This is a genomic window from Streptomyces sp. NPDC046862, from assembly GCF_040704615.1.
In the GTDB taxonomy this organism is placed as follows: Bacteria; Actinomycetota; Actinomycetes; order Streptomycetales; family Streptomycetaceae; genus Streptomyces.
In genome coordinates, this window is the sequence record NZ_JBEYXP010000021.1 from 118,147 (window position 1) to 141,801 (window position 23,655).

Sequence of the window (23,655 nt, forward strand, 5' to 3'; positions counted from 1 at the left end):
GGAGCGGCGGTTTCGATTCGTTGGGACGGGATACAAGTGCCTGCCCTGCCCAGCTGTCAATACTTTGTTAAGACATTATTTCAGTTGCAGGTCCGAATGTCAGTACAAACCCTTGACAGGGGCTCGCCCGGGGACTTAAACCTGGTGTACGTCCGGGCCAGCGTGCCCGCTTCCCCCGCACTCCGGGCCCTCCACGGCCCGCATCCCCGCACGAGGAGTGACGCGCATGCCCGAGTCCGCCGAAACGTTCGACCTCATCACCATGGGCCGCATCGGGGTCGATCTGTACCCACTGCAGACCGGTGTGCCGCTTCCGCAAGTCGAATCCTTCGGCAAGTTCCTGGGGGGATCGGCGGCCAACGTGGCCGTGGCCGCCGCGCGCCTGGGTCACGCTACCGCTGTGATCACCCGGACGGGCAACGACCCCTTCGGTTCGTATCTCCACGACGCACTACGGGAGTTCGGCGTCGACGACCGCTTCGTCACCCCGGTCGACGCCTACCCGACTCCGATCACCTTCTGTGAGATCTTCCCGCCGGACGACTTCCCGCTGTACTTCTACCGCCGGCCGAAGGCTCCGGACCTGGAGATCAACACCGACGAGCTGGACTTCTTCGCCATCCGCGCGGCCCGCATCTTCTGGATCACGGGCACCGGTCTGAGCGAGGAGCCCAGCCGTTCGGCCACCCTCGCAGCTCTCAAGGCGCGCGACAAGTCGGGCATCACCGTCTTCGACCTGGACTGGCGCCCGATGTTCTGGAACGACCCCGATTCCGCCCGCCCGTACTACGCCGAGGCCCTGCGCCACGCCACCGTGGCCGTCGGCAACCTCGACGAGTGCGAGATCGCCACCGGCGTCCGCGAACCGCAGGCGTGCGCCGAGGCGCTGCTGGACGCCGGGGTGGAGCTGGCCGTCGTCAAGCAGGGCCCCAAGGGCGTGCTGGCCGTCCACCGTGACGGCACCACCGCCGAGGTCCCGCCGGTGCCCGTGGAGGTCGTCAACGGGCTCGGTGCCGGGGACGCCTTCGGCGGGTCGCTCTGCCACGGCCTGCTCAGCGGCTGGGAGCTGGAGAAGACCATGCGGCATGCCAACGCGGCCGGCGCGCTCGTCGCCTCCCGGCTCGCCTGCTCCTCCGCGATGCCCACCGAGTCCGAGGTCGACGACCTCCTCGCGCGCGGCTGACCCGACGCCGCCCCCCTCGAACGGAGCCTGACTTGAGCATCAGCATCCCCGACCTCGCCACGGTGCGCGCCCGGCACCCCGAGGCCATCGCCGAAGCCGCCGCCCGCCGCGTCCGCCGTCCGCTGATCGGCGACAGCGGCCGCCTCATGATCGTGGCCGCCGACCACCCGGCGCGCGGCGCCCTCGGTGTGGGCGGCCACCGCCTGGCCATGGCCAACCGGGCCGACCTGCTGGAGCGCCTGTGCCTCGCCCTGTCCAGGCCCGGCGTGGACGGGGTGCTCGCCACCGCGGACATCCTCGAAGATCTGCTGCTCCTTGGCGTCCTCGACGACAAGGTTGTCATGGGCTCCATGAACCGCGGGGGCCTGGCCGGGGCGTCCTTCGAGATGGACGACCGCTTCACCGGCCACCGCGCCGAGGACATCGAGCGGCTCCGCTTCGACGCCGGAAAGCTGCTGGTGCGCATCGACTACGACGACCCCGGCTCCCTGCGGACCCTGGAGACCACCGCCCGGGCCATCGACGACATGGCGGCGCGCCGGCTGCCGCTGTTCGTCGAGCCGTTCATATCGCGCCGCGTGGACGGCGCGGTCCGCAACGACCTGAGCGCCGAGGCCGTCACCCGCTCCATCGCGATCGCCTCGGGCCTCGGCGGCACCTCCGCGTACACCTGGCTGAAGCTGCCCGTCACCGAGGACCCCGACGACATGGCGGCGGCGCTGGAGGCGTCCACGCTGCCCGTCGTCCTGCTCGGCGGCGAGGTCGGCGGGGACCAGGAGGGCGCGTACGAGAAGTGGCGCAAGGCGCTCAGGCTGCCCACCGTGCAGGGCATGGTCGTCGGCCGTTCCCTGCTCTATCCCGCCGAAGGCAGCGTCGAAGCGGCGGTGGACACCGCGGTCGGCCTGCTCTGAGTCCGGGTAGGTCCTGACAGGCGGGTACGGCCCGCATCGCGGGTACGGCCCGAAAGACCCCCACACACGTCGCGGAACGAGCCGAGGAATCACACGATGACCACCACGCACCACCTTCCCGCGGGCAAGGCGACCGGCGACGCCTACGCCGTGAACATCACCCCCGAGTCGGCGGGCTGGGGCTACTCCAGCCTGCGGGTGCTCGAACTGCCGCCGGGCGGCTGGCACTCCTTCGACAGCGGCGACAGCGAGTGGATCGTGCTGCCGCTCGCGGGCTCCTGCACGGTCGCCGTCGACGGTGAGACGTTCCGGCTGGACGGACGCGAGAGCGTCTTCAGCGGGGTCAGCGACTTCGCGTACGTGCCGCGCGACGCGCAGGCCTCGATCGCGTCCCGCGACGGCGGGCGCTTCGCCCTCACCGGCGCCCGCTGCGAGCGGCGGCTGCCCGCCCGCTACGGCCCGGCGTCCTCCGTCCCGGTAGAGCTGCGCGGCACCGGGAACTGCTCGCGCCAGGTCAACAACTTCGGCGCGGCCGCCCCCGCCGGAGGCGGTGATGGATACGGTTTCGAGTGCGACAAGCTCATCGCCGTCGAGGTGATCACACCGGGCGGGAACTGGTCGTCCTTCCCGCCGCACAAGCACGACGAGCACCGGCCCGGCGAGGAGTCGGAGCTGGAGGAGATCTACTACTTCGAGTTCGACGGCCACGACGGCATCCCCGGACTCGGCTACCAGCGGGTCTCCCCCTCCGGCCAGGGCAGCAACACGGACGTGCTGGCCGAGGTGCGCGGCGGCGACGTCGTCCTCATCCCGGACGGCTGGCACGGGCCCTCCATGGCGGTCCCCGGCCACCACATGTACTACCTCAACGTCATGGCGGGCCCCGACCCCGACCGTGCCTGGCTGATCTGCGACCACCCGGAGCACACCTGGATCCGCGGCACGTGGCCTCAGCAGCCGGTCGACCCGCGCCTGCCCCTCTACACCGCCCCCGCCCAGTGAAGCCACCCGCAGCCCCCGCAGCTCCCGCAGCTCCCGCGAAAGCGTCCGTCCCAGTGAGGTCCCGATGAGCCAGCCGAATCAGTCGAACCAGTCGAGGGTCCGCCTGACCGTCGCCCAGGCGCTGGTCAAGTTCCTGTCCGCGCAGTACGCCGAGCGCGACGGTGTACGGCGCCGGCTGATCGCCGGCACCTGGGGGATCTTCGGCCACGGCAACGTCGCCGGGCTCGGCCAGGCGCTGCTGCAGGCCGGCGAGGACACGATGCCGTTCCACCAGGGGCGCAACGAGCAGGCCATGGTGCACGCCGCCGTGGGCTACGCCCGGCAGCTCAACCGGCTCTCCACTCAGGCGGTGACCACCTCCATCGGCCCCGGCGCCACCAACCTGGTCACGGGCGCCGCCCTGGCCACGATCAACCGTCTGCCGGTGCTGCTCCTGCCCGGCGACTACTTCGCCACGCGCCCCGCCGACCCGCTGCTGCAGCAGTTGGAGCACCCGACCGAGGCCGACGTGTCCGTGAACGACACCCTGCGCCCGGTCTCGCGCTACTTCGACCGCATCACCCGCCCGGAGATGCTGATCCCGTCCGCGCTGAACGCCATGCGGGTGCTGACCGACCCGGCCGAGACCGGCGCGGTCACCCTCGCCATGCCGCAGGACGTGCAGGCGGAGGCGTACGACTGGCCGGAGGAGTTCTTCGCCGAGCGTGTGTGGCACGTACGCCGTCCCGCGCCCGACCCGCTGGAGCTCGCCGAGGCAGTCCGCGCCATCCGTGCCGCCGAGCGGCCGCTGATCGTCGCGGGCGGCGGTGTCCATCACAGCGAGGCCGAGGACGCGCTCAAGGTGTTCGTGGACGCCACGGGCATCCCGGTCGCCTCCACCCAGGCGGGCAAGGGCTCCCTGCGCCACGACCACCCGGCCGACCTCGGCGGTATCGGCCACACCGGCACGGCGGTCTGTGACGACATCGCGCGCACCGCGGACCTGATCATCGGCGTCGGCACGCGCTACAGCGACTTCACGACCGCCTCCAACACGCTGTTCCAGAAGCCGGACGTCCGGTTCGTCAACCTCAACATCACCGCCTTCGACGCCCACAAGCTGGCCGCCCACACCTTGGTCGCGGACGCCCGCGCGGGTCTGGAGGCGCTCACGGACGAACTCGTCGGCCACCGCGTCTCCGAGGCGTACGAGGCCGAGTACCGCGCCGGCAAGGAGCGCTGGGAGCAGGTCGTGGACGCCGCCTACCGCGCGGACGACGAGCACGCGGTGCCCACCCAGACCCAAGTACTGGGCGCCCTCGACTCGGTCGTGGGCGACGACGACGTGGTGATCAACGCGGCCGGTTCGCTCCCCGGCGACCTGCACAAGCTGTGGCGGGCGCGAAGCCCTCGCCAGTACCACCTGGAGTACGGCTACTCCTGCATGGGCTACGAGATCCCGGCCGGGATCGGCGTCCAGCAGGCCACGCCTGACACGCCCGTGTGGTCGCTGGTCGGTGACGGCACGTACCTGATGATGCCGACCGAGATCGTCACCGCGGTCCAGGAGGGCCTGCCGGTCAACCTGGTCCTGATCCAGAACCACGGCTACGCGTCCATCGGCGGCCTCTCGGAGGAGACCGGCGGCGAGCGCTTCGGAACCGCCTACCGCTACCGCGTCGCCGACGGCACCTTCACCGGAGCCCCGCTGCCGGTGGACCTCGCCGCGAACGCCGCCAGCCTCGGCATGGACGTGATCCGTGCCAAGACCGTCCGCGAACTGCGGGACGCGCTCGCCTCCGCACGCGCCTCGGACCGGCCGACGTGCGTGTACGTCGAGACCGACCCGGCGCCCACCGCTCCCCCGGCCGAGGCCTGGTGGGACGTGCCCGTGGCCGAGGTCGCCTCCCGCGAGGCCGCCGTGGCCGCGCGCGAGCGGTACGACCACCACGTGGCCGGCCGGCGACGGCACCTCTGACCCCCGACTCCGCCCTCGACCCACCTCACCTCCCCGCTCAGGAAAGGCCCCTCGCACCATGAAGACCATCAGCCACTGGATCGGCGGCAAGCCCGTCGAGGGCACCTCCGGGCGTTTCAGCCCGATCTACAACCCGGCCACCGGCGACCAGGAGAAGCAGCTCACCCTCGCCACGGTCGACGAGGTCGACGCCGCCGTCGCGACCGCGAAGGCCGCCTTCGAGAGCTGGGGCCAGTCCTCGCTCGCCAAGCGCACGGCGATCCTGTTCAAGTTCCGTGAGCTGCTCGACGCGCACCGCGACGAGGTCGCCGAGCTGATCAGCGCCGAGCACGGCAAGGTCCACTCGGACGCGCTCGGCGAGGTCGCGCGCGGCATGGAGATCGTGGAACTGGCCTGCGGGATCAGCGTGCAGCTGAAGGGCGAGCTGTCGACGCAGGTCTCGACCCGGGTGGACGTCGCCTCGATCCGGCAGCCGATCGGTGTGGTCGCCGGCATCACGCCGTTCAACTTCCCGGCCATGGTGCCGATGTGGATGTTCCCGCTCGCGATCGCCTGCGGCAACACGTTCGTGCTGAAGCCCAGCGAGAAGGACCCGTCGGCCTCGTACCGACTCGCCGAGCTGCTGGCGGAGGCCGGTCTGCCGGACGGCGTCTTCAACATCGTGCAGGGTGACAAGGTGGCGGTGGACCGCCTGCTGGAGCACCCGGACGTCGCGGCGGTCTCCTTCGTGGGCTCCACGCCGATCGCCAAGTACATCCAGCTCAAGGCCGTCGAGCACGACAAGCGTGTGCAGGCCCTGGGCGGCGCCAAGAACCACATGCTGGTCCTGCCGGACGCCGACCTGGACTTCGCCGCCGACCAGGCGATCAACGCCGCGTACGGTTCGGCGGGCGAGCGCTGCATGGCGGTCTCCGTCGTGGTCGCGGTCGGCGACACGGGCGACGAGCTCGTCGGCAAGATCGCCGAGCGGGCGAAGAACCTGCGTATCGGCCCCGGAAACGACCCCGCCTCCGACATGGGTCCGCTGATCACCCGCGAGCACCGCGACAAGGTGGCGTCGTACGTGGCGAGCGCGGCCGAGCAGGGCGCCGAGGTCGTGGTCGACGGCACGGGATACACGGTCGAGGGCCACGAGAACGGCTTCTTCCTGGGCGTCTCGCTCCTGGACAAGGTGCCGGTGACGGCGGACGCGTACAAGGACGAGATCTTCGGTCCGGTGCTGTGCGTGGTGCGCGCCGACACGTACGAGGACGCGATCAAGCTGATCAACGGCTCCCGCTGGGGCAACGGCACCGCGATCTTCACGCGGGACGGCGGCGCCGCCCGGCGCTTCCAGTTGGAGGTCCAGGCGGGCATGGTCGGCGTCAACGTGCCGATCCCGGTCCCGGTCGGCTACCACTCGTTCGGTGGCTGGAAGGACTCGCTCTTCGGCGACCTGCACATCTACGGCAACGACGGCGTCGCCTTCTACACCCAAGGCAAGGTGATCACGACCCGCTGGCCCGACCCGGCCGACGGCGGGATCAACCTGGGCTTCCCCAGCAACTCCTGAGCCCCCGAGGTCGCTCAGGGGCGCGGCTGGTGCGGGAACGGATGCGTGACCGTCCCCGCACCAGCCGTTCACACGCCACAGGACGGCCCATGATTCAGGACGCTCCATAGGGAATCCCCTCTTTGCGAGGAGAATGTCAGGACAACACGATGACAAGGATTCCTGTCATCCGGACGGACGGATACGCTCACCCCGTGACCAGCACAGCTCCCGCACAGCTCGACTTCGCCCTCGACCGCAACAGCCCCGTGCCGCTGTACTACCAGCTCGCCCGGCAGCTGGAGTCCGCGATCGAGCACGGCGTGCTGGGCCCCGGCAGCCTGCTCGGCAACGAGATCGAGCTCGCCGGGCGGCTCGGCCTGTCCCGCCCCACGGTGCGCCAGGCCATCCAGTCCCTCGTGGACAAGGGTCTCCTCGTCCGGCGCCGCGGCGTGGGCACGCAGGTGGTGCACAGCCAGGTCAAGCGCCCGCTGGAGCTCAGCAGCCTGTACGACGACCTGGAGGCGGCCGGTCAGAGTCCCACGACCCGGGTGCTCGGCAACGAGGTGGTGCCCGCCTCCGCCGAGGTGGCGGCCGCCCTGGGGATCGCCGAGGGCGCCGCGGTGCGCCATGTGCAGCGACTCCGCCTCGCCCACGGCGAGCCGGTGGCGCACCTGTCCAACTACGTGCCCGAGGGCCTGCTGTCCCTCGACACCGAGAAGCTGGAGGCCAGCGGCCTCTACCGCATGATGCGGGCGGCCGGCATCACCCTGCACAGTGCCCGCCAGTCCGTCGGCGCCCGCCGCGCCACCGCCGAGGAGGCCGAGGGCCTGGGCGAGCCCGAGGGAGCCGCCCTCCTCACCATGCAGCGCACGGCGTACGACGACACGGGCCGCGCGGTCGAGTACGGCACCCACATCTACCGGGCCTCGCGTTACTCGTTCGAGTTCCAGCTCCTCGTGCGGGGCTGACGGGCGGGTCCTGTCGGTCTCAGTCCTCGATCCCGGTCCAGACGAGGAAGGCGACGCCCACGAGCGTGGCGAGGATCAGGGCCGGGACTGCCAGGAGCTTCGCCGCCGAGGTCAGGTGTCTCGCGGCCAACCTGTGCCGTGCCGTGTAGCTGTCGCTACGCGACGCCAGGTCGTGGCGGGCGAATGCACCGGAGATGAGCGCGGCCACCGCTGTGACCAGGCTAGTCACGAGTCGCGAGACCAGACCGGTCCCGTTGACGGCGTCTGCGACACAGCACCCCCAACCCACCCTGGTGTCCACCACGTCCACCGTGTCCGCGGCGGCCAGGACGACCATGACCGCCGAGACGACGGCCAGGGCCGCCGCGGCAGCGGCCGCCCAGAGTGCGCGTGGGGTCTTCGGCAGGGTCCGGCCCGCGACTCCCTCCGCCTTCTCCTTCCCCGGCTTTTCGCGCTCTGCCCGCTCCGTCTCCACTCGCTCCGCCCGTTTCTGCTCCACCCTCTCCCGCTCCGTCTCCGCCCTCTCCTGCGGCTGCACCTCGACCTCGACGTGCAGCACCGCCTCCCCGACGATCCCCTTCAGCACGATGTCACCCCTCCGACGCCCCGCCACCGAGGTGTCGACGTGGACGTCCAGGCCGTCGCCGGACTTCTCGGTCCGCAGCCAGTCGGCGTCGGCGTGCGGCTGGCAACTACGGGCCAGGGGTGGGCCGAGCAGGCGTACGGTCCGGTGCGGCGGGGGTGAGTGCTGGGTCACCGGGCCGAACTCCACACGGGTGGGGTGGGGATCGACGCGGACCTCGCTCACAGCCCGGCTCGCCTCCTCCGCGACGAATCGGATGTCGTGCCGTGCCAGGTCCGTCAACGCCTCACGCGCGCCCAGGGCAATGGAGAGATCGGGGTTCTCCATGCGGGAACGCAGTTCCGCGATGGCTCCGCGGCGCCTGTACGGGTCCGGGCTGCGCATCGCGTCGCGCACCTCGTCCGGGACGTCGGCGGGACGGACGGTGCGACGGTTGCTGTGTGCCAGGTACATGTCCCCTTGCAGATCCACGGACTTGCTCGGGGTCTGGTGGGGGGTCCGCTCCTGTACGTGGTCGAAGACGTAGTCGTACAGCTCGTTGATGGACACCCGTCCATCCTCGTCGCGATCCGCCTCCCCGGTCTCCAGGCCCTCCACCACCGCGTGGGTGAACAGCGACGGCCGTGCGTCGGAGCCCTCGGCGAGTTCGGAGTCCTCGAAGGCGAACTCCATGGCGTCGGAGGCCGTGATCACGGCCCGGCCCCGGCCGCCGCCGAGTTTTCCCGCCTCGAACGACTCGAGGACGTTCACGTCTCCGGAGGCACGGGCGCTCGCCCCCCGGGAGAAGGCGCCGCCGTAGCAGCAGTCGAGGAACAGCACGACGCCGCGTGCCCGGGTGGAGTACATGCACCGGCGCACGAGGTGGGCCGAGACGGCGGTGGTATCCAGTCTGCGGGGCAGGGTGTTCTTGGCGGCGAAGTAGAGTTCGCCGGATTCGTTCTTGAGGCCGTGGCAGGAGAAATGCAGGACCAGCGTGTCGCCGGGTCGGCGGTCGGAGAAGAATTCCTCGATGTGCATCGCGATGACGTGGGCCGGTTTGTTTCTCACCACTTCCACGTCGAAGTCGCCGATCCGGGGATTGCTCAGCACTCGGGCGAGGGCGACGGCGTCGTGCGCGGGCGCCCTCAACTTCTTGAGCCCTGGGTTCTCGTAGCTGTCGTTCGCGATGATCAAGGCGTGCCGGGATTCGGCCATGGCTCGGCCCCCACTGTGGAATGGCGGCTCGCGAAGAGATTGATGGCCTCTGTCACCTGCTCCGGCGTCGCGTCGGAGAGATCCAGGACATCTCCGTCCATGGTCAGGCGCAGTGACGGGTTCGTGTCCCGGCCGCGGCCCCACCAGTCACGTACCACGTGCAGCACCTGGTTCAGCGCGTTGGCGGAACTGCCCAGGCTCACGAGCAGGGAACCGATCGCAGCGACGTCCACGGCCCGCGCGCCGGACGGGACCTCTTCGCCGGGAACGGATGTCACGTCGTCCACGTCGAGTTGGAGCAGTTCCTCGCGCAGATATCCCGTCAGTTCGGCCACGCGCTCGGTTTCCGCTCCTTCCTCGGAGAGGAGGATCTGCAATTGCTTTTCCACCGGGTCAGCCCCTTCGGTCGTACTGGTCGGGGCGGCGCAGAGTCGGACCGTCGGTGGCTCCACGTCTTCGTTTACAGTCTCTGCCGTGCGCTGCGGAGAGGCAAATTCATCGACGCGGCAATGCAATTGACGGTTCAACCGGCTGGTGTCAGGTGTGACCGGCCGTCAGGACCCGTGACCGACAGGGTTCCGGTCTCCAAGGCGCGCCCGGTCGCACCAGGCACGCGGGCTCAGGTCACGTCCACCCACGCGCCCCGCTCCACGGACCGGCTCATCGCGTCCAGGGCGGTCGCGCTGTGCACGGCGTCCTCCAGGGTGGCGCCGTGCGGGGTGCCCTCGGCGATGGAGCGCAGGAAGTTGTGGGCCTCGATGACCTTGAGGTCGTCGTATCCCATGCTGTTGGCCGAGCCCGGCTGGAAGGCGGCGTACTCGCCGTGTTCCGGGCCGACGTAGAGCGTGGTGACGGACTGGTCCTGGTAGGCCGTGCCGCGGCTGACACCGAGTTCGCCCATGCGGCGGAAGTCCCAGAGGACCGCACCCTTGGTGCCGTGCACCTCGAAGCCGTAGTTGTTCTGCTCGCCGACGGAGACCCGGCAGGCCTCCAGGACTCCGCGGGCGCCGGAGGCGAAGCGGAGCAGGCAGTTCACGTAGTCCTCGTTCTCGACCGGGCCCAGCTCGCCGCCCGTGGCGCGGGGGTGGCCCGCGGTGGCACCGGTGGGGCGGGCCCGTTCGGGGATGAAGACGGCGGTGTCGGCGGTCAGCGAGGTGATGTCGCCGAGCAGGAAGCGGGCCAGGTCCACGCCGTGCGAGGCCAGGTCGCCCAGCACGCCGCTACCGCCGCGCTCCCGTTCGTACCGCCAGGTCAGGGCACCCTCGGGATGAGCCGCGTAGTCGCTGAACAGCCGGATGCGGACATGTGTGACGGTGCCGATTGCGCCCGAGGCGATGAGCTCGCGGGCGGCGGCGACGGCGGGCGCGTTGCGGTAGTTATAGCCGACGGTGCCCTGGACACCGGCCTTGGCCACGGCGTCGGCCACGGCCCGGGCGTCCTCCGCTGTGAGGCCGACCGGCTTCTCGATCCAGATGTGCTTGCCCGCCTCGGCCATCGCGACGCCGATCTCGCGATGCAGGAAGTTCGGGGCGGTGATGCTGACCGCCTGGACGCGGGGGTCGGCGGCCACCTCGCGCCAGTCGCGGGCCGTCGCGGTGAAGCCGAACCGTTCGGCGGCCTCCTCGGCCCGGCCCGGCACGTCCTCGGCGACGGTCACCAGCTCGGGGCGCAGAGCCGACTGCGGGAAGTGGTGCGGGACCCGCGCGTACGCCTGGGTGTGCACCCGTCCCATCCAGCCGAACCCCACGACGGCGACGCCGAGCGTACTCACCATTGACTGCCCCTCTGCTGCCCTGCTTCGACCTTCATGAACCTTCTTGGACAGGTTTTTGGACCGGTCCATAATGCTCTCACTTCACCCTGAGTGCCGTAACAGCACCTGTCAAGCCCTTTGACAAGCCTTCCCGCCGTATGGAACGGTCCAGAGCATGAGACCTCCGACGATCCGCGACGTCGCCGAACGAGCCGGCGTGTCGAAGTCGCTGGTCTCCCTGGTGCTGCGTGGCTCCGACCAGGTGCGCCCGGAGAAGCGGCAGGCGGTCCTCGCCGCGGTCGAGGAGCTCGGTTACCGCCCGAACGCCGCCGCGCGCAGCCTCAGCGAGCGCCGCACCCGCACGGTGGGCGTGCTGCTGAACGACATGCGCAACCCCTGGTTCGTCGAGCTGCTCGACGGCCTGGGCTCCCGTCTCCACGACAGCGGTCTGCACATGCTGCTCGCCGACGGCCGCCTCAACCGGCGCCTCGGCGAGGACCTCACCCACACGTTCACGGACCTCCGCGTCGACGGCCTCATCGCCGTAGGCACGCTGCCGCCCTCCGAGGCGCTCCGCACGGCGGCGGGGCAGATCCCGACCGTGGTCGCCGGCGCCCGCGAGCCCGTCCTGCCCCACGTGGACATCGTCGCGGGAGACGACGAGCACGGCGCACGGCTGGCCACCGAGCACCTCATCGGCCTCGGACACCGCCGCATCGCCCACATCGCCGGGCAGGGTGTCGTGGGCGAACTGCGCCGCCGCAGCTTCGAGACGGTCATGCGCGAGCACGGACTGGCGGACACGGCGATCGTCGAACAGGGCGATCTCACCGAGGAGGGCGGCTACCGCGCCACGGTCCGCCTCCTCAGCGCCGCCGGGCGCCCCACCGCCGTCTTCGCGTTCAACGACATCGCGTGCGTCGGCGCCCTCTCGGCCGCCGAGGAACTCGGCCTGAAGGTGCCGCGCGACCTGTCCCTCGTCGGGTACGACAACACGTACCTCTCCCGCCTGCGGCACCTGTGGCTCACCACCGTGGACAACGCCAGCCACGACGTCGGCCGCCGCGCCGCCCAGCGCCTCCTCGACCGCGTCGACAGCCCGAACCGCCCGTCCGAGACCGTCCTCGCGACACCGGCGTTGGAGGTGCGGGGGACGACGGCACCACCCGGAGCGGGCGGGCATCAGCCGTAAAAGCGTTCGCCGCGCCGCACGGCATCGTGCGAGCCTGTGCGGCATGAAGACGAACCGAAAGGTCCATGCCGCGTAAGCGGCCGAAGCGCGTTCGGGCCGCCCTTCGATCCCCGGACCGATCACACGGCACCAGGCCGGTCATCGACGGCCTGTCGGCACGCGTGCTGACCGAGATCGCCCTGCTCGAACGCAGCCGGAACCACCTCCAATCGGGAGACGTCGCCACGGCCGTGCGTCTGTGGCACGACTGCGTGCACCGCCCGGCGCGCGGGCAGTGGCACGAGTACGAGTTCGGCAACGATCACGCCTACTGCTGTGGTGACCCCCTGGAAGCCAGGGCCTTGCTCGACACCGTCCTCAACGCCCTGTCGCCACGTGGCGCCCGCGAGCTGCGGAAGGTCGTCGGCAGGCTCGACGCGCTCTGGATCCCGCCCTCGTGAACCTTCACCTGAAGGCGGGCATGACCCTGTCGTGGATGAGGCGGAGCTGGGTGTTCACATCGGCCACGTCCGGGAGGTCACGGCCAGTGAAGGCCTTGACCAGGGTGCGGTCGGTGAGGGCGCAGATCATGTGGTTGACACCGCTCGGAGCGATCTCCCGCTGGATCTTGTCCCGGCACTCCTCGGGGGTACCGGCGATGGAGAGGCGCTCGGCGATCTCGGGGGTGGTCAGCTCGATGCCGCGCGCGAGGTCACCGGCGGCGATGGCGTCGATGACCGGTTTGAGTTCGCCGGGGTCCACTCCGTTGCGACGAAGTTGCTCCTCGGGCATGGAGGAGGCGTAGATGCCGACCATGCTGCGGGCGGCGTCCTTGGCCGCCGCCGAGTCGGGTCCCGTGGCGAAGACGACCCAGGCGCCGATGTCGAGCGACCGCCAGTCCTTGCCGGCCCGCTCGGCCCCGGCCCGGATGTGCCGCACCGCGTAGTCGTACGCCTCGCGGGTGTAGCTCAGCGCGTGGTGGCAGCCGTCCGACAACTCCCCGGCAGCCTCGAACGACCTGGGGCCGCGCATCGCCCCCAGCTTCAGCGGGAGACGTTCCTGGACCGGCCGGGCGAAGGTGAACAGCCCCTGGTAGGAGAAGAACTCGCCGTCGTACGAGATCGCTCCCTCGTCGAGCAGGGTGCGCACCACATGGAGCGCCTCCTTGGTCCGGGACAGCGGACGCGTGCGGGCCCAGTCGATCCCGTACTGTGCCAGGAGGCCGAAGTTCCCGCTGGAGAGCACGCCCTCGGCCCGCCCGTCGGACAGTTCGTCGAGCGTGGCAAGTGCCTGGGCGATCAGGGTGGGCTCCCGCAGCGTGACCGGGGAGACGCTGGGCCCTAAGCGGATCCGGTGGGTCTGGCCGGCGGCCGCGGCGAAGAGCAGCCACATGTCCTTGTGCCAGGTCTCGTCGGCGGCGTAACAGGCGTGGAAGCCGAGTTCGTCGGCGAGTCGGATCGAGGCGAGTGACTCCTGGAGGGGGTAGTCGGGGAGCATCGCGTAGCTGAACTTCACCGGTGACACCTTCCGTTGAGGGACTGGTCCGTGGTGCGGGAGGGGTGTGCCCTGGCTTTCGAGGGTGTGCGGGCGGTCGTCAGCTGTCCAGAGGCCCTGCCGGCCGGCGGGCGACGAAGACGAACTCCTTGCCCGGCCGGTCGGGCGCGTCCCGCACCTCTTGCAGCGTGTAGCCCTGGGCGATCAGGTCGGCTTCGACTTCCTCCCGTTCGCGGAACCGCAGAGTGGAATCAGAGGTCAGGATGTGGCCGTCCGCGGCGAATACATACGTCCAGCGGAAGGTCACGAGCGGGCCGGTGACCTCGGTCAGGTCCACCCAGGTCTCCACGGAGCCGACGCCCGGGACGTCCGTGACGGCGTGTGAGGCCTCGCGATTCCAGGTCTCCCAGGCGCGCTCGGCCGGGTTCCGAATCTCGAACACCAGCCGCCCGCCCGGCCGGAGGGCCTCGAAGGCGCCCTTGAGCGTCCCCTGCCAGGCGTCCTCATCGACGATCTGCTGGGCGACGTTCGCGGTCATCGTCGCGAGGTCGACCCGCAGCGGGGGCAACGCCGTGGCGTCGCCGCGGATCCAGCGCACCCGCTCGGCACCCGGTTTGGCCCGGGCCACGTCGACGGACGCCCGCGCGGGATCCACTGCGACGACCTCGATGCCGCGGTCGGCCAGCAGGAGGGCGAACACTCCCGTGCCGCAGCCGATGTCCAGCACTCTCCGGGCACCGAATCGCTCGGCGAGGGCGAGGTAGGCGTCCAGGTCGCCGCGGTCGGGATCGAGAGGGTCGTAGATCGCGGCGAGGCGTGGATGCGTGAACCCTTCGTCAGCCATGCGTTCGACGGTAGTGCGACGAAGCCCGGCAGGATACGGCACGTCAAGCCGTCCTGCTCGCCCAGAGGCGCGGCGGGACCTGCCCGCTTATCGTGATCCAGGGGGTATCCCCGGCCCACGGCCGGGCGTCCCTGGAGGCATGCATGCGTTTCACGCACAGACGCTGCGCTGCCGGAGCCCCGGCCGTGGCATTGGTCCTGCTCGGGGCCTGCCTGCCGTCGATCGCGTCGGTGGCGTCGGTGAAGACCGACGAGCCCGACCTGTCCCGCTTCTACGAGCAGCGGGTCAAGTGGTCCAGGTGCGAGGGCATGGAGATGCCGAAGGATCTGCGGTGCGGGGAGGTGACCGTGCCGCTGGACTACGAGCGGCCCGAGAGGGGGACGCTCGAACTGGCGATGGCGCGTTACCGGGCCACGGGACAAGAGACGCGCGGGTCCGTCCTGCTGAACTTCGGTGGGCCCGGCGGGCCGGGCGTCCCTCAACTGGCCTACGGAGGCAAGGAATTCATGGGTCTCACGAACGGCTACGACTTGGTGACCTTCGATCCCCGCGGTGTCGGCCGCTCCTCCCCCGTCAGTTGCGGCGAGGGCACCGAAGAAGCCATGGCGGCGACGGACGACGGGGACGACGGAGATCCGGCTGCCGCGCTGCAGCAGTTGAAGCGGGCCGCCGCCGCGTGCGCCGAGCACTCCGGCCCCGTGCTGCCGCACATCGGCACGGTCAACGCCGCCAAGGACATGGACGTGATGCGTGCCGCGCTCGGCGACAAGAAGCTCAACTACCTCGGTTTCTCCTACGGAAGCCGGCTGGGTGCGGTGTACGCGGCCGAGTTTCCCGAGAAGGTCGGGCGGATGGCGCTCGACGGCGTGGACACGCTCACCGAACCCCTCGCCGAGCAGGGCCTGGTGGGAGCCGAGGGCCAGCAGACCGCGCTGGAGAACTACCTCGACGCGTGCGCCGAGCAGTGGACGTGCCCGTTCGGCCAGGACCGGCGTTCGGCGAGGGAGCAGGTCGTCGACCTGGTCGACTCACTGGACGAGGACCCCGTACGCACGCCCTTCGGGCAGGAGTTCACCGGCCAGAACCTCGTGGGCGCCATCGGCCAGGCGCTGTACAGCGAGCAGTTGTGGCCCGCGCTCACCCAGGCACTGACCTCGCTGCTCCAGAACGGGGATCCGCAGGCCCTCATGGAGCTCGCGAGCGGTGGTATCGCGGCACCCGACACACCGAGTCCCGACGACACCGGCGGTGGAGGCCTCGTGGACGCGGAGGACGTCCCGCTGGACAACCTCCCGGCCGCGCTGATGGCGATCAACTGCGCGGACGACCCCGATCGTCCCTCCGCAGCGGGCATGACCGAGCGCGTCACCCGGCTGCGCGCCCGGTACGAGGAGGCGTCGCCGGTCTTCGGGCGGTACAGGCTCACCCAGGTGTTGATGTGTTACGGCCGGCCCAAGGGCACTGGCTTCATTCGTGAGAAGGTGCGGGACGTCGACACCCCGAAGATGCTGCTCGTCGGCACCCGGGGAGACCCGGCCACCCCGTACCGCTGGACCGTGGAGACCGCCGAACGGCTCGGCTCCTCGGCCGTCGTCCTCGACAACAAGGGCGAGGGCCACACCGGGTACGGGTCCTCCAAGTGCGTGCACCAGAAGGTCGACGACTTCCTGCTGTACGGGTCGCTACCGGCGGACGGGAGTTCGTGCGGACCGGACGACGACTGAGAGCGGCCGCTCTCACGCCGATGGGCGTACGGGCGGGCCCGGCTACAACCCCTGGGGCATGCCACGCGTCACACAGGGCAGGTGTCGCTTTTCAGGAGCACCACACCCGTATGTGACCAATGCTGGGGGAAACAACCGATGCGTATCCGTTCCATCGTGACACTCTCGACCGCCGCCACCGCCCTGCTCCTCGCCGCGCCGCAGGTCTCGGCGGCCGTGCCACATGATGCTCAGCCCGCCGCGAAGACCGCCGCCTGCCCGAAGACGGCGCTCAAGGTGGGGGCCCGGCAGTCGGGCGACCCGACCGTGGTGCACATCAGCGTCACCAACAAGAGCGCCCGCGCCTGCACGGTCGACCGCATCCCGGTCGTCACGTTCGGTGACCTGGACGGCGCCGCCCTGCCGGTACCCATGGGCGAGAGCGGCCCGTACCGGGTCGCCGCCGGCAAGACGGTGTACGCGGCCGTCCGCACCATCGCCGACCCGTCCGACCCGGAGGCCCGGAGTGTGGACACGATCACCGTCTCGGCCAATCCGGCCTACTCCGGGCGCACGTTCACCGCGAAGCAGCTGGGGGCGGGGGACGAGGTCCTCGTCTGGGAGCCCGTGACGACGTGGTGGAAGCCGTCGGCGGCGGCCGCCGACAAGGCGCTGGAGGACGCGGTCGGCTGACGGCCGCAGCCGGCACACACCCGGCAGGCCGGCCGCCCCTCCGGCCGGCCTGCCGCTGCGCCGACCGAGCGCGGCCCCTGGCACCCACCCTCCCTCTTGATCCAAGAATTACCCCAAATGCCCGAGTCGCGAATCAGTCCTATGGTGCTGATATGGAGCACACCCTCAGTCCCGCGACCCTGACCGAGCTGCGCCGTCCGCGGCCGTATCCGGCGGTGTCCGTGCTGACGCCCACGCACCGCCGCGAACCCGACAACGCACAGGACCCGGTCCGGCTGCGCAATGTGCTGGCCGAGGCCAAGAGGCAGCTGGAGACCGATCCGGCGGTCACCCGGGAGCTGCGCAACGACGTCGCCGCACAGCTCGACCGGGCTCTGTCGGAGGTCGATCTGGCGCACGCCGAGGACGGTCTGGTGATCTTCGCGGCGCCCGGCGAGCACCAGGTGTGGTCGCTGGCCCGCACGGTGCCCGAGCGCGTGGTGCTCTCGGACACCTTCCTGACCCGCAATCTGGTGGCCGCGCAGGCGGCCGAGCGGCCGTTCTGGGTGCTCTCGGTCTCCGCCGACCGGGCGGCCCTGTGGAGCGGCGCCGGTGATCACGTCGTCGCGGAGCGCACCGGGGGCTTCCCGCTGACCCGCAGCCTCGTGGAGAACCCGGACACGGAGCGGCAGGAACGCATCGGCGACGTGCCCAGCACGTTCCGGGACGAGGGGACCCGCCACTTCCTGCGCGACGCCGACATGGCCGTGGCCGCCGTGCTCCGCGAGAACCCGCGGCCGCTGTACGTCACGGGCGAGCAGGCCGCGCTGTCCGCCCTGGACGAGGTCGGCACGGTCACCAGGGACGCCACGCACATTCCGCACGGCGGGCTCGCTCACGCCTCACACGAGGCCGTGTGGCAGGCCGTACGGCCGCTGATCGCCGCCGAGGACCACAGGAACGTCGACTCGGTGGGCCGCGAGCTCGAACTGGCCCGTGGCCGCAAGGAGTTCGCCGCGGGGGTCGACGAGGTCTGGCAGAACGCCGAGGAGGGCCGGGTCCGGCTCCTCGCCGTCGAGGAGAACTACCGTGTGACGGTCCGCGACGACCAGGGCGAGCACCTCGTCCCGGCCGAGAGCGGCGATCTCGACGCCCGCGAGGACATCGTGGACGAGATCGTCGAACAGTGCCTGGAGACCGGGGCGGAGGTCCGCTTCGTACCGGACGGCACCCTCGGGGACGCCCGGGGAATCGCGGGGGTACTGCGCTACTGACACCTCAGACCCCGTCGAAGAGGGTGCTCAGACCCCGGTCCAGGACCGGGCCCATGTCCTCTCCGCCCGCCTCGACGACGGCGTACGAACAGAGCAGGAAGCGGCGCAGGGCGGGGGTGTCGAACTGGACGAGGGCCAGGCCGTACGGGGAGTGGAACTCCACGACCGTGCGGGACCCTCCACACGGCCGTATGTGAACGTCGCCGGTTCCCACGGAGACGCACAGCCCCTCGTCCAGGAGTGAGCGGGCGAAGGTCCAGGTGACCGTTTCCCCTCCGAGCGCGACGTCGGCCGGGAAGTCGATGTGCACGGCCAGGGGGTCGCCGGAGGTGTAGCGCAGCGTGGCGGGCACCGGAAGTTCCCGGTCGTCGTCGGTGACCAGGCAGGCACGGGCGGGCTGCTCCAGGGTGATGTCCATGATCGTCCTCCGTTGACGATGGGGGGCCGGCTGTTCTGCCGACGTGCCTTCGCGACCTCGCGGAGGATTCGCGCGATGCGGCTTTTCCGGATGTCTCCTGATGCCCACTGTGACCCGCGTCACCCACTGTGGCGGTGCGGGAGACACTCCGCGAGAGCCGACCACAGGAGACTGAACAAACGGCCGTCGAACGCGAGCCCGAGAGCGGCCGCCCACGCACCCGACACCCCTTCAACTCGCGTACTCCGCCTACGCCTTGACCCTCTGGACGCGTACCGCAGTCATGCCACGTGACCTCTTCGTGAGGACTGAGGCATATGCCAGAAGCACCACCGTATCGTGTGTTGCCAAATCCCTTACAGTGAGTCGCAGGCTGTGCAAGAGTCGTAACGGTCCTTCCGTCAACTTGGTCGTACCGTCCCCGTATCGGAGTACGTCATGCCGCCCCACCTCTCTGCGGATCGCCCGGCCGCCCAGCCCCCCGGGCGTGGCACGGTCGAGGCACTCATCTCGCAGACGCGGCGGCTGCGGGGCGACATGGACGCGGTCCGGCGGGACGCGCAGGGCGAGGGTTCGGACGTCGAGGGACGCTGGCAGCGTGCGCTGTACAACCTGGCCATGCATCAACTCAACGATCTGGGCGAGCACTTGGCCCAGTTGCGGGACGGCCCTCCGCCGGTGTCCGTCGAGCCCGCCGCCGACCCGGTCCTGCCGGTCGCACCCCCCGCGCCCCGGCGCGACTCACTTCTCAGCCGGGTCGGCAGCGCCGAGTGGAACCTGCTGACGGACGAGGCGAGTTGGTCCGGTGAGCTGTACCAGATCCTCGGCCGTGACCCCGCCGCTCCGCCGCTCACCCTCGACGAACTGCCGTCCCTGGTCCTCGACGAGGACCGGCCCCGGCTGTCGGCGATGGTCACCGACTGTCTCGTCGACGCCAAGCGCATCGACGGGGAGTTCCGGATCGTCCTCGGGGACGGCGCTGTGCGCACCGTGCACATGATGGGCGAACCCGTGCTCGACGCCGACGGCAGCACCGCCTCGATGTGGGCCGTGCTGCGGGACGTCAGCGAACTGCGGCGCTGTCGGCGGACGGTCAGCGAGACCCGTGACTCGCTGCAGCGTCAGCGGCACATCGCCCAGACCGAGCACCGGCTCGCGGTCGAGTTGCAGGAAGCCGTGCTGCCGCCGTGGCGTGGCTCCCTGCGACTCCCGCACCAGGGCCCGCAGACGCTCGACCTGGCCGCCCGCTACCTGCCGTCGTCGACCAGCGCACTGATCGGCGGCGACTGGTACGACGCTCTCGAACTGCCCGACGGACAGACCCTGTTGAGTGTCGGCGACCTCACCGGGCACGGTGTCACCGTCACGTCGGGCATGGCGATGCTGATCGGCGCCCTGCGCGGCATGGCCGTGACGGGCACCGAGCCGGGCCACATCATGGCCTGGCTCAACCAGTTACTCGACGCCACCGTCCAGCCCGCCCTGGGCAGCGCCGTCTGCTGCCGCTATCAGCCTCAGACCCACATCCTCACCTGGGCACAGGCAGGCCACCCCGCCCCGCTGCTGTTCCGCGACGGGACGGGGAGCGTGCTTTCGGCCCCGGACGGCGTACTGCTCGGAGCCACCTCGGGGGCTGCCTACGGGCAGGCCGAAGTGACCCTCGAACAGGGCGACTTACTGCTTCTCCACACCGACGGACTGGTCCCACGGCACGGCGGAGCGGAAGGCGCCCGGAGGCTCCTCGCCCTGGCATCGCGCTTCGACGGGGCCCGCACGGCACAGGACTGTGTACGGACGGTGGTCGAGGAGTTCGGCGAGACCGAGCGCGAGGACGACGCCTGCGTGCTGGTGGCCAGGGTCGTCTCCTGAGAACGCCCCTCACCACGGCGGCTCGGGGCGGCTCGGAAGGCCACCGTCTGCTGTTCCGCTACTGTTCCGACGTACTGTTTCCGATGTGCTGTTACCGCGACACGGGCCCTTTCTACGCCCGCGCGCCGCTGCCGCTCACGGACTTCGGCGATCCCTTGGGGAGCGCCAGTTTGATCTCCTCCCGCAGGTCGTGGATCTTCGGATAGCTGGAGTACTGCCCGGTGAGCCGGTACATCTCGCGCAGCCGGTCCCATGTGCGGTGGGAGGAGTTCATCCCCATCGACGTCAGGGCCAGGCGGGCGTAGGTGTCCGCCTGTTCGGGGTCGTCGGCGATGAAGCAGGCCGACGCCAGCGAGATGTGGTCGAAGATCTTCGACCGGTCGTGGCCCTCCGAGCGCAGCTCGAGCGCCTGCTTGGCGTGGTGCTCCGCGATGGCCGCCGCACCCGGCTCGTGCTCGGCGAGCGTGCGGTACGCGAGGGCCTGCATGCCGTGCAGGTCCGCCTCGTCGAACATCTGCATCCAGCTCGGCGGCGGCACGTCACCCTTGTCGGAGACGAACAGCTCCTCCGCCTCGCCCAGGGTGCGCCGCATGGCCTGGCCCTTGCCCAGGGACGCCTGTGCCCAGGCCTCGATGGTGTAGAGCATGGCCCTTGTGCGCGGCAGCACCTGGTCGCCGGATCCGGACTTGGCGAGCTTCATGAGGTCGAGTGCGTCGTCGGGCCGGCCCAGGTGCACCATCTGGCGGGCCGCCCGGGAGAGCGCCTCGCCCGCGCGGGGCCGGTCACCGCCTTCTCTGGCCGCGTGGGCGGCGATGATGAAGTACTTCTGCGCCGTGGGTTCCAGACCGATGTCGTGGGACATCCAGCCCGCGAGGACGGCGAGGTTGGCGGCGACGCCCCACAGGCGCCGCTGGAGGTGTTCGGGGTGACGGTAGGAGAGCATGCCTCCCACCTCGTTGAGCTGTCCCACGACAGCCTTGCGCTGCAACCCGCCGCCGCGGGCCGCGTCCCAGGCCCGGAACACCTCGACCGAGCGCTCCAGTTCCTCGATCTCCTGCGACCCGATGGGGGCGGCCTCGTACCGGTCGAATCCGGCGGGGTCGGCGTGCAGGGGGTTGTCGGTCCGGGGAGCGTCGGCCGCGAGGGCCGGATCGGTGTGGAGCCAGTCGTGCATGGCGCTGTTGAGTGCGGATCCCGCGGCGAGCGCGGCACCCGCGCCCACCAAACCGCGTCGGTTGAGCATGAGGTCCATTCCCGTGAATTCGGTGAGGACCGCAGCAGTCCGTTCGGGCGCCCACGGCACTCCGTCGGGATGTTCCACACTCCCGCCGCCCTGCCGTCTTCCCGCACGCCCGTGCCGGACCAGACCGAGGTCCTCGATGGTCACGACACGGCCGAGACGCTCGGTGAACAGGGCCGCCATCACCCGTGGCACCGGATCGCGCGGGATCTCTCCCATGTCGATCCACCGCCGCACCCGCGAGGTGTCGGTCGCCAGCTGAGGGTGGCCCATGGCCGCCGCCTGCCGGTTGACCAGCCTCGCGAGCTCGCCCTTCGACCAGCCGGCCAGGCCGAACAGGTCCGCCAGACGGGTGTTGGGTTGTCCGCTCACGTCAAGCCCCCAGGTTCTCGGCTGACTTGACAGTAGCCCTCTGTCAGTTGCTGCGGGACTATTCGCCAGGGTTCGCCAGGGCACGCCAGATGGTGTGCCACGGGACATCTGGTGTCAGGTAGGAACGCGCCACCCCGACCCGGTCGCTGTTTCTTCAGACCGGTGCACTCCCCAGGGTGCACCGGTGCGGCCGGGCCGGGCGGCGCGACGAACTCGCAGGCACACGAAGGGATCTGTCTCCCCCATGTACGCAGCATCGTCCTCCGTGTCCGCCCCGCCCCGGTCGCTGCGTCCCCGCCCGGGGGGCAGCGGCCCCTACGTCGACCCCGCACGCCCGGCGCCTCCCGTACTCGGTGCCGGCAGGACGCGGCGCGTGCCGGGACTCGGCACCCAACCGCTCAGCGGGAGACTCGACTTGTCCGGCCCCCAGGGAGCGCAGCTGCGCACGGCGATCGCTTCGGTGCATCGCATCTGTCCGGAGTTCGCTCCGGTCCAGGTACTGCGCCGCAGCGGGCGCTCCGTACTCCTCGTCGGCACGACGGGGCGCAGCACGGCCGTCGCGAAGGTCTTACTGGACCACTCACCCATGTGGACCGAGCGCATCCGGCACGAGATAGCCACATACCGCTCGTTCGTGCGGCACCGTCCGCCGGTGCGGGCGCCGCGGCTGGTCGCGGCGGACCCGGACAACTGCACGCTGGTGGTCGAGAGGATGCCGGGTCGGGCGGCAGCGCTGCAGCGCCACCCGGTGGAGGCGCCGCCGCGGGCGGACATCCGGACGGTGCTGGGCGCGATCTGCCGGCTGAACGCGTGGCGGCCACCTGCGGGTACGTTCGAGGCGCCGATGGACTACGCGGAGCGGATCTCGCGCTTCCACGAGCTGGGTCTGCTCACGGACCGGGACATGGGTGATCTGCAGAAGCTGATGCACAGCATCGCGCAAGCGGCGGGCCGCCAGGGCCTCGGCCAGTTCTGTCACGGCGACTCCCTGCTGTCGAACATCCTGCTCTCACCGGCCGGTCCAGTGCTGGTGGACTGGGAGCACGCGGGCTGGTACCTGCCGGGCTACGACCTGGCGACGCTGTGGGCGGTGCTCGGGGACGCACCGGTCGCACGCCGCCAGATCAGCCAGATGGCGCAGTCCGCCGGCCAGGCGTCGCGCGACGCGTTCCTGGTCAACCTGATGCTCGTACTGACGCGTGAGATCCGTACGTACGAGACGGCCCTGCAGCGTTCGATGCACGGCGCGGCCCCGGCGGCCCCGGGACAGGCCCACCCGGGCGCCGCGTCGTCCGGCGAGGAACAGCGGCTGCTGCTGAGGCGGCTGCACGACGACTGCCAGCTCGCTCGCAGGGCGGTTCGAGCGGCGGTCGGCACTCGCTGACGGGGGGACGTCGGTCCGCGGGGCGCCTGGGACAGTGGCGCGCCGCGGACCGTCGTCATGTCCGGGGCGGGCCATGGCATCGGTATTCCGTCCCATCGGTCCACCCCATCAGTCCACCCCATCAGTCCG

General features: G+C 70.6%; 20 protein-coding genes. 13 read left to right on the plus strand and 7 right to left on the minus strand.

What is annotated here, in order from left to right:
• The first annotated feature begins 226 nt into the window (after positions 1-226).
• The 6 genes from iolC (at position 227) to AB0959_RS23945 (ending at position 7,555) form a co-directional block, all read left to right on the plus strand.
• Positions 227-1,183, plus strand: a complete 957-nt coding sequence (gene iolC / locus AB0959_RS23920; protein WP_366828513.1) for a 5-dehydro-2-deoxygluconokinase — start codon at positions 227-229, stop codon at positions 1,181-1,183.
• 32 nt (positions 1,184-1,215) lie between these two features.
• Positions 1,216-2,094, plus strand: a complete 879-nt coding sequence (locus AB0959_RS23925) for a deoxyribose-phosphate aldolase (RefSeq protein WP_366828514.1) — start codon at positions 1,216-1,218, stop codon at positions 2,092-2,094.
• 96 nt (positions 2,095-2,190) lie between these two features.
• Entirely contained in the window at positions 2,191-3,096 is a 906-nt protein-coding gene (gene iolB / locus AB0959_RS23930) for a 5-deoxy-glucuronate isomerase (protein WP_366828515.1), read from the plus strand.
• A 64-nt stretch (positions 3,097-3,160) separates the two neighbouring features.
• Positions 3,161-5,053, plus strand: a complete 1,893-nt coding sequence (gene iolD / locus AB0959_RS23935; protein ID WP_366828516.1) for a 3D-(3,5/4)-trihydroxycyclohexane-1,2-dione acylhydrolase (decyclizing) — start codon at positions 3,161-3,163, stop codon at positions 5,051-5,053.
• A 58-nt stretch (positions 5,054-5,111) separates the two neighbouring features.
• Positions 5,112-6,605, plus strand: coding sequence for a CoA-acylating methylmalonate-semialdehyde dehydrogenase (locus AB0959_RS23940; protein ID WP_366828517.1), 1,494 nt, complete (start codon positions 5,112-5,114; stop codon positions 6,603-6,605).
• A 194-nt stretch (positions 6,606-6,799) separates the two neighbouring features.
• The gene (locus tag AB0959_RS23945; protein WP_366828519.1) at positions 6,800-7,555 is read left to right on the plus strand and encodes a GntR family transcriptional regulator; all 756 of its coding nucleotides are present in this window, start codon (positions 6,800-6,802) and stop codon (positions 7,553-7,555) included.
• 19 nt (positions 7,556-7,574) lie between these two features.
• Here the strand turns inward: AB0959_RS23945 and AB0959_RS23950 are convergent, their stop codons facing one another.
• The 3 genes from AB0959_RS23950 to AB0959_RS23960 all read right to left on the minus strand — a co-directional run bounded on the left by AB0959_RS23950 (position 7,575) and on the right by AB0959_RS23960 (position 11,106).
• On the minus strand, positions 7,575-9,332 hold the full coding sequence (locus AB0959_RS23950; RefSeq protein ID WP_366828520.1) for a caspase family protein: 1,758 nt from the start codon (positions 9,330-9,332) through the stop codon (positions 7,575-7,577).
• Positions 9,308-9,859 (minus strand): hypothetical protein, encoded by a 552-nt coding sequence (locus tag AB0959_RS23955; protein WP_366828521.1) that lies wholly within the window; start codon positions 9,857-9,859, stop codon positions 9,308-9,310. Before AB0959_RS23955 ends, AB0959_RS23950 begins: the two co-directional genes overlap by 25 nt.
• A gap of 92 nt (positions 9,860-9,951) precedes the next feature.
• The gene (locus tag AB0959_RS23960; RefSeq protein ID WP_366828522.1) at positions 9,952-11,106 is read right to left on the minus strand and encodes a Gfo/Idh/MocA family oxidoreductase; all 1,155 of its coding nucleotides are present in this window, start codon (positions 11,104-11,106) and stop codon (positions 9,952-9,954) included.
• Between the two features lie 154 nt (positions 11,107-11,260).
• Between AB0959_RS23960 and AB0959_RS23965 the strand changes: the two genes are divergently transcribed.
• Both AB0959_RS23965 and AB0959_RS23970 read left to right on the plus strand, forming a co-directional pair.
• Positions 11,261-12,277, plus strand: coding sequence for a LacI family DNA-binding transcriptional regulator (locus AB0959_RS23965; RefSeq protein WP_366828523.1), 1,017 nt, complete (start codon positions 11,261-11,263; stop codon positions 12,275-12,277).
• Positions 12,278-12,342: 65 nt separating this feature from the next.
• Positions 12,343-12,717 carry a hypothetical protein gene (locus AB0959_RS23970; RefSeq protein ID WP_366828524.1) on the plus strand — a complete coding sequence of 125 codons (375 nt, stop codon included), beginning with the start codon at positions 12,343-12,345 and terminating at the stop codon, positions 12,715-12,717.
• Positions 12,718-12,721: 4 nt separating this feature from the next.
• Here AB0959_RS23970 and AB0959_RS23975 read toward each other — a convergent pair whose 3' ends face one another.
• Both AB0959_RS23975 and AB0959_RS23980 read right to left on the minus strand, forming a co-directional pair.
• On the minus strand, positions 12,722-13,771 hold the full coding sequence (locus tag AB0959_RS23975; RefSeq protein ID WP_366828525.1) for an LLM class flavin-dependent oxidoreductase: 1,050 nt from the start codon (positions 13,769-13,771) through the stop codon (positions 12,722-12,724).
• A 79-nt stretch (positions 13,772-13,850) separates the two neighbouring features.
• The gene (locus AB0959_RS23980) at positions 13,851-14,594 is read right to left on the minus strand and encodes a class I SAM-dependent methyltransferase (protein ID WP_366828526.1); all 744 of its coding nucleotides are present in this window, start codon (positions 14,592-14,594) and stop codon (positions 13,851-13,853) included.
• A gap of 143 nt (positions 14,595-14,737) precedes the next feature.
• Between AB0959_RS23980 and AB0959_RS23985 the strand changes: the two genes are divergently transcribed.
• From AB0959_RS23985 to AB0959_RS23995, 3 genes are all read left to right on the plus strand, one after another.
• The gene (locus tag AB0959_RS23985; RefSeq protein ID WP_366828527.1) at positions 14,738-16,318 is read left to right on the plus strand and encodes an alpha/beta hydrolase; all 1,581 of its coding nucleotides are present in this window, start codon (positions 14,738-14,740) and stop codon (positions 16,316-16,318) included.
• A 138-nt stretch (positions 16,319-16,456) separates the two neighbouring features.
• Positions 16,457-16,990 (plus strand): DUF4232 domain-containing protein, encoded by a 534-nt coding sequence (locus tag AB0959_RS23990; RefSeq protein WP_366828529.1) that lies wholly within the window; start codon positions 16,457-16,459, stop codon positions 16,988-16,990.
• Positions 16,991-17,142: 152 nt separating this feature from the next.
• The gene (locus AB0959_RS23995) at positions 17,143-18,243 is read left to right on the plus strand and encodes a chemotaxis protein (protein ID WP_366828530.1); all 1,101 of its coding nucleotides are present in this window, start codon (positions 17,143-17,145) and stop codon (positions 18,241-18,243) included.
• 4 nt (positions 18,244-18,247) lie between these two features.
• On the opposite strand, the gene AB0959_RS24000 is transcribed toward AB0959_RS23995, so the two are convergent.
• On the minus strand, positions 18,248-18,661 hold the full coding sequence (locus AB0959_RS24000; protein ID WP_366828531.1) for an SsgA family sporulation/cell division regulator: 414 nt from the start codon (positions 18,659-18,661) through the stop codon (positions 18,248-18,250).
• A 438-nt stretch (positions 18,662-19,099) separates the two neighbouring features.
• On the opposite strand from AB0959_RS24000, the gene AB0959_RS24005 reads away from it, so the two are divergent.
• Positions 19,100-20,530, plus strand: a complete 1,431-nt coding sequence (locus tag AB0959_RS24005; RefSeq protein WP_366828532.1) for a SpoIIE family protein phosphatase — start codon at positions 19,100-19,102, stop codon at positions 20,528-20,530.
• Positions 20,531-20,642: 112 nt separating this feature from the next.
• Here the strand turns inward: AB0959_RS24005 and AB0959_RS24010 are convergent, their stop codons facing one another.
• Positions 20,643-22,142, minus strand: coding sequence for a hypothetical protein (locus tag AB0959_RS24010; protein ID WP_366828533.1), 1,500 nt, complete (start codon positions 22,140-22,142; stop codon positions 20,643-20,645).
• Between the two features lie 244 nt (positions 22,143-22,386).
• On the opposite strand from AB0959_RS24010, the gene AB0959_RS24015 reads away from it, so the two are divergent.
• Positions 22,387-23,526, plus strand: a complete 1,140-nt coding sequence (locus AB0959_RS24015; RefSeq protein ID WP_366828534.1) for an aminoglycoside phosphotransferase family protein — start codon at positions 22,387-22,389, stop codon at positions 23,524-23,526.
• Positions 23,527-23,655 lie beyond the last annotated feature (129 nt).

Coding starts and splice junctions, on each gene's coding strand:
- iolC (WP_366828513.1), top strand. CDS start 227: ATGCCCGAGTCCGCCGAAACGTTCGACCTCATCACCATGGGCCGCATC.
- iolB (WP_366828515.1), top strand. CDS start 2,191: ATGACCACCACGCACCACCTTCCCGCGGGCAAGGCGACCGGCGACGCC.
- iolD (WP_366828516.1), top strand. CDS start 3,161: ATGAGCCAGCCGAATCAGTCGAACCAGTCGAGGGTCCGCCTGACCGTC.
- AB0959_RS23940 (WP_366828517.1), top strand. CDS start 5,112: ATGAAGACCATCAGCCACTGGATCGGCGGCAAGCCCGTCGAGGGCACC.
- AB0959_RS23950 (WP_366828520.1), bottom strand. CDS start 9,332: ATGGCCGAATCCCGGCACGCCTTGATCATCGCGAACGACAGCTACGAG.
- AB0959_RS23960 (WP_366828522.1), bottom strand. CDS start 11,106: ATGGTGAGTACGCTCGGCGTCGCCGTCGTGGGGTTCGGCTGGATGGGA.
- AB0959_RS23965 (WP_366828523.1), top strand. CDS start 11,261: ATGAGACCTCCGACGATCCGCGACGTCGCCGAACGAGCCGGCGTGTCG.
- AB0959_RS23970 (WP_366828524.1), top strand. CDS start 12,343: ATGCCGCGTAAGCGGCCGAAGCGCGTTCGGGCCGCCCTTCGATCCCCG.
- AB0959_RS23980 (WP_366828526.1), bottom strand. CDS start 14,594: ATGGCTGACGAAGGGTTCACGCATCCACGCCTCGCCGCGATCTACGAC.
- AB0959_RS23985 (WP_366828527.1), top strand. CDS start 14,738: ATGCGTTTCACGCACAGACGCTGCGCTGCCGGAGCCCCGGCCGTGGCA.
- AB0959_RS23990 (WP_366828529.1), top strand. CDS start 16,457: ATGCGTATCCGTTCCATCGTGACACTCTCGACCGCCGCCACCGCCCTG.
- AB0959_RS23995 (WP_366828530.1), top strand. CDS start 17,143: ATGGAGCACACCCTCAGTCCCGCGACCCTGACCGAGCTGCGCCGTCCG.
- AB0959_RS24000 (WP_366828531.1), bottom strand. CDS start 18,661: ATGGACATCACCCTGGAGCAGCCCGCCCGTGCCTGCCTGGTCACCGAC.
- AB0959_RS24005 (WP_366828532.1), top strand. CDS start 19,100: ATGCCGCCCCACCTCTCTGCGGATCGCCCGGCCGCCCAGCCCCCCGGG.
- AB0959_RS24015 (WP_366828534.1), top strand. CDS start 22,387: ATGTACGCAGCATCGTCCTCCGTGTCCGCCCCGCCCCGGTCGCTGCGT.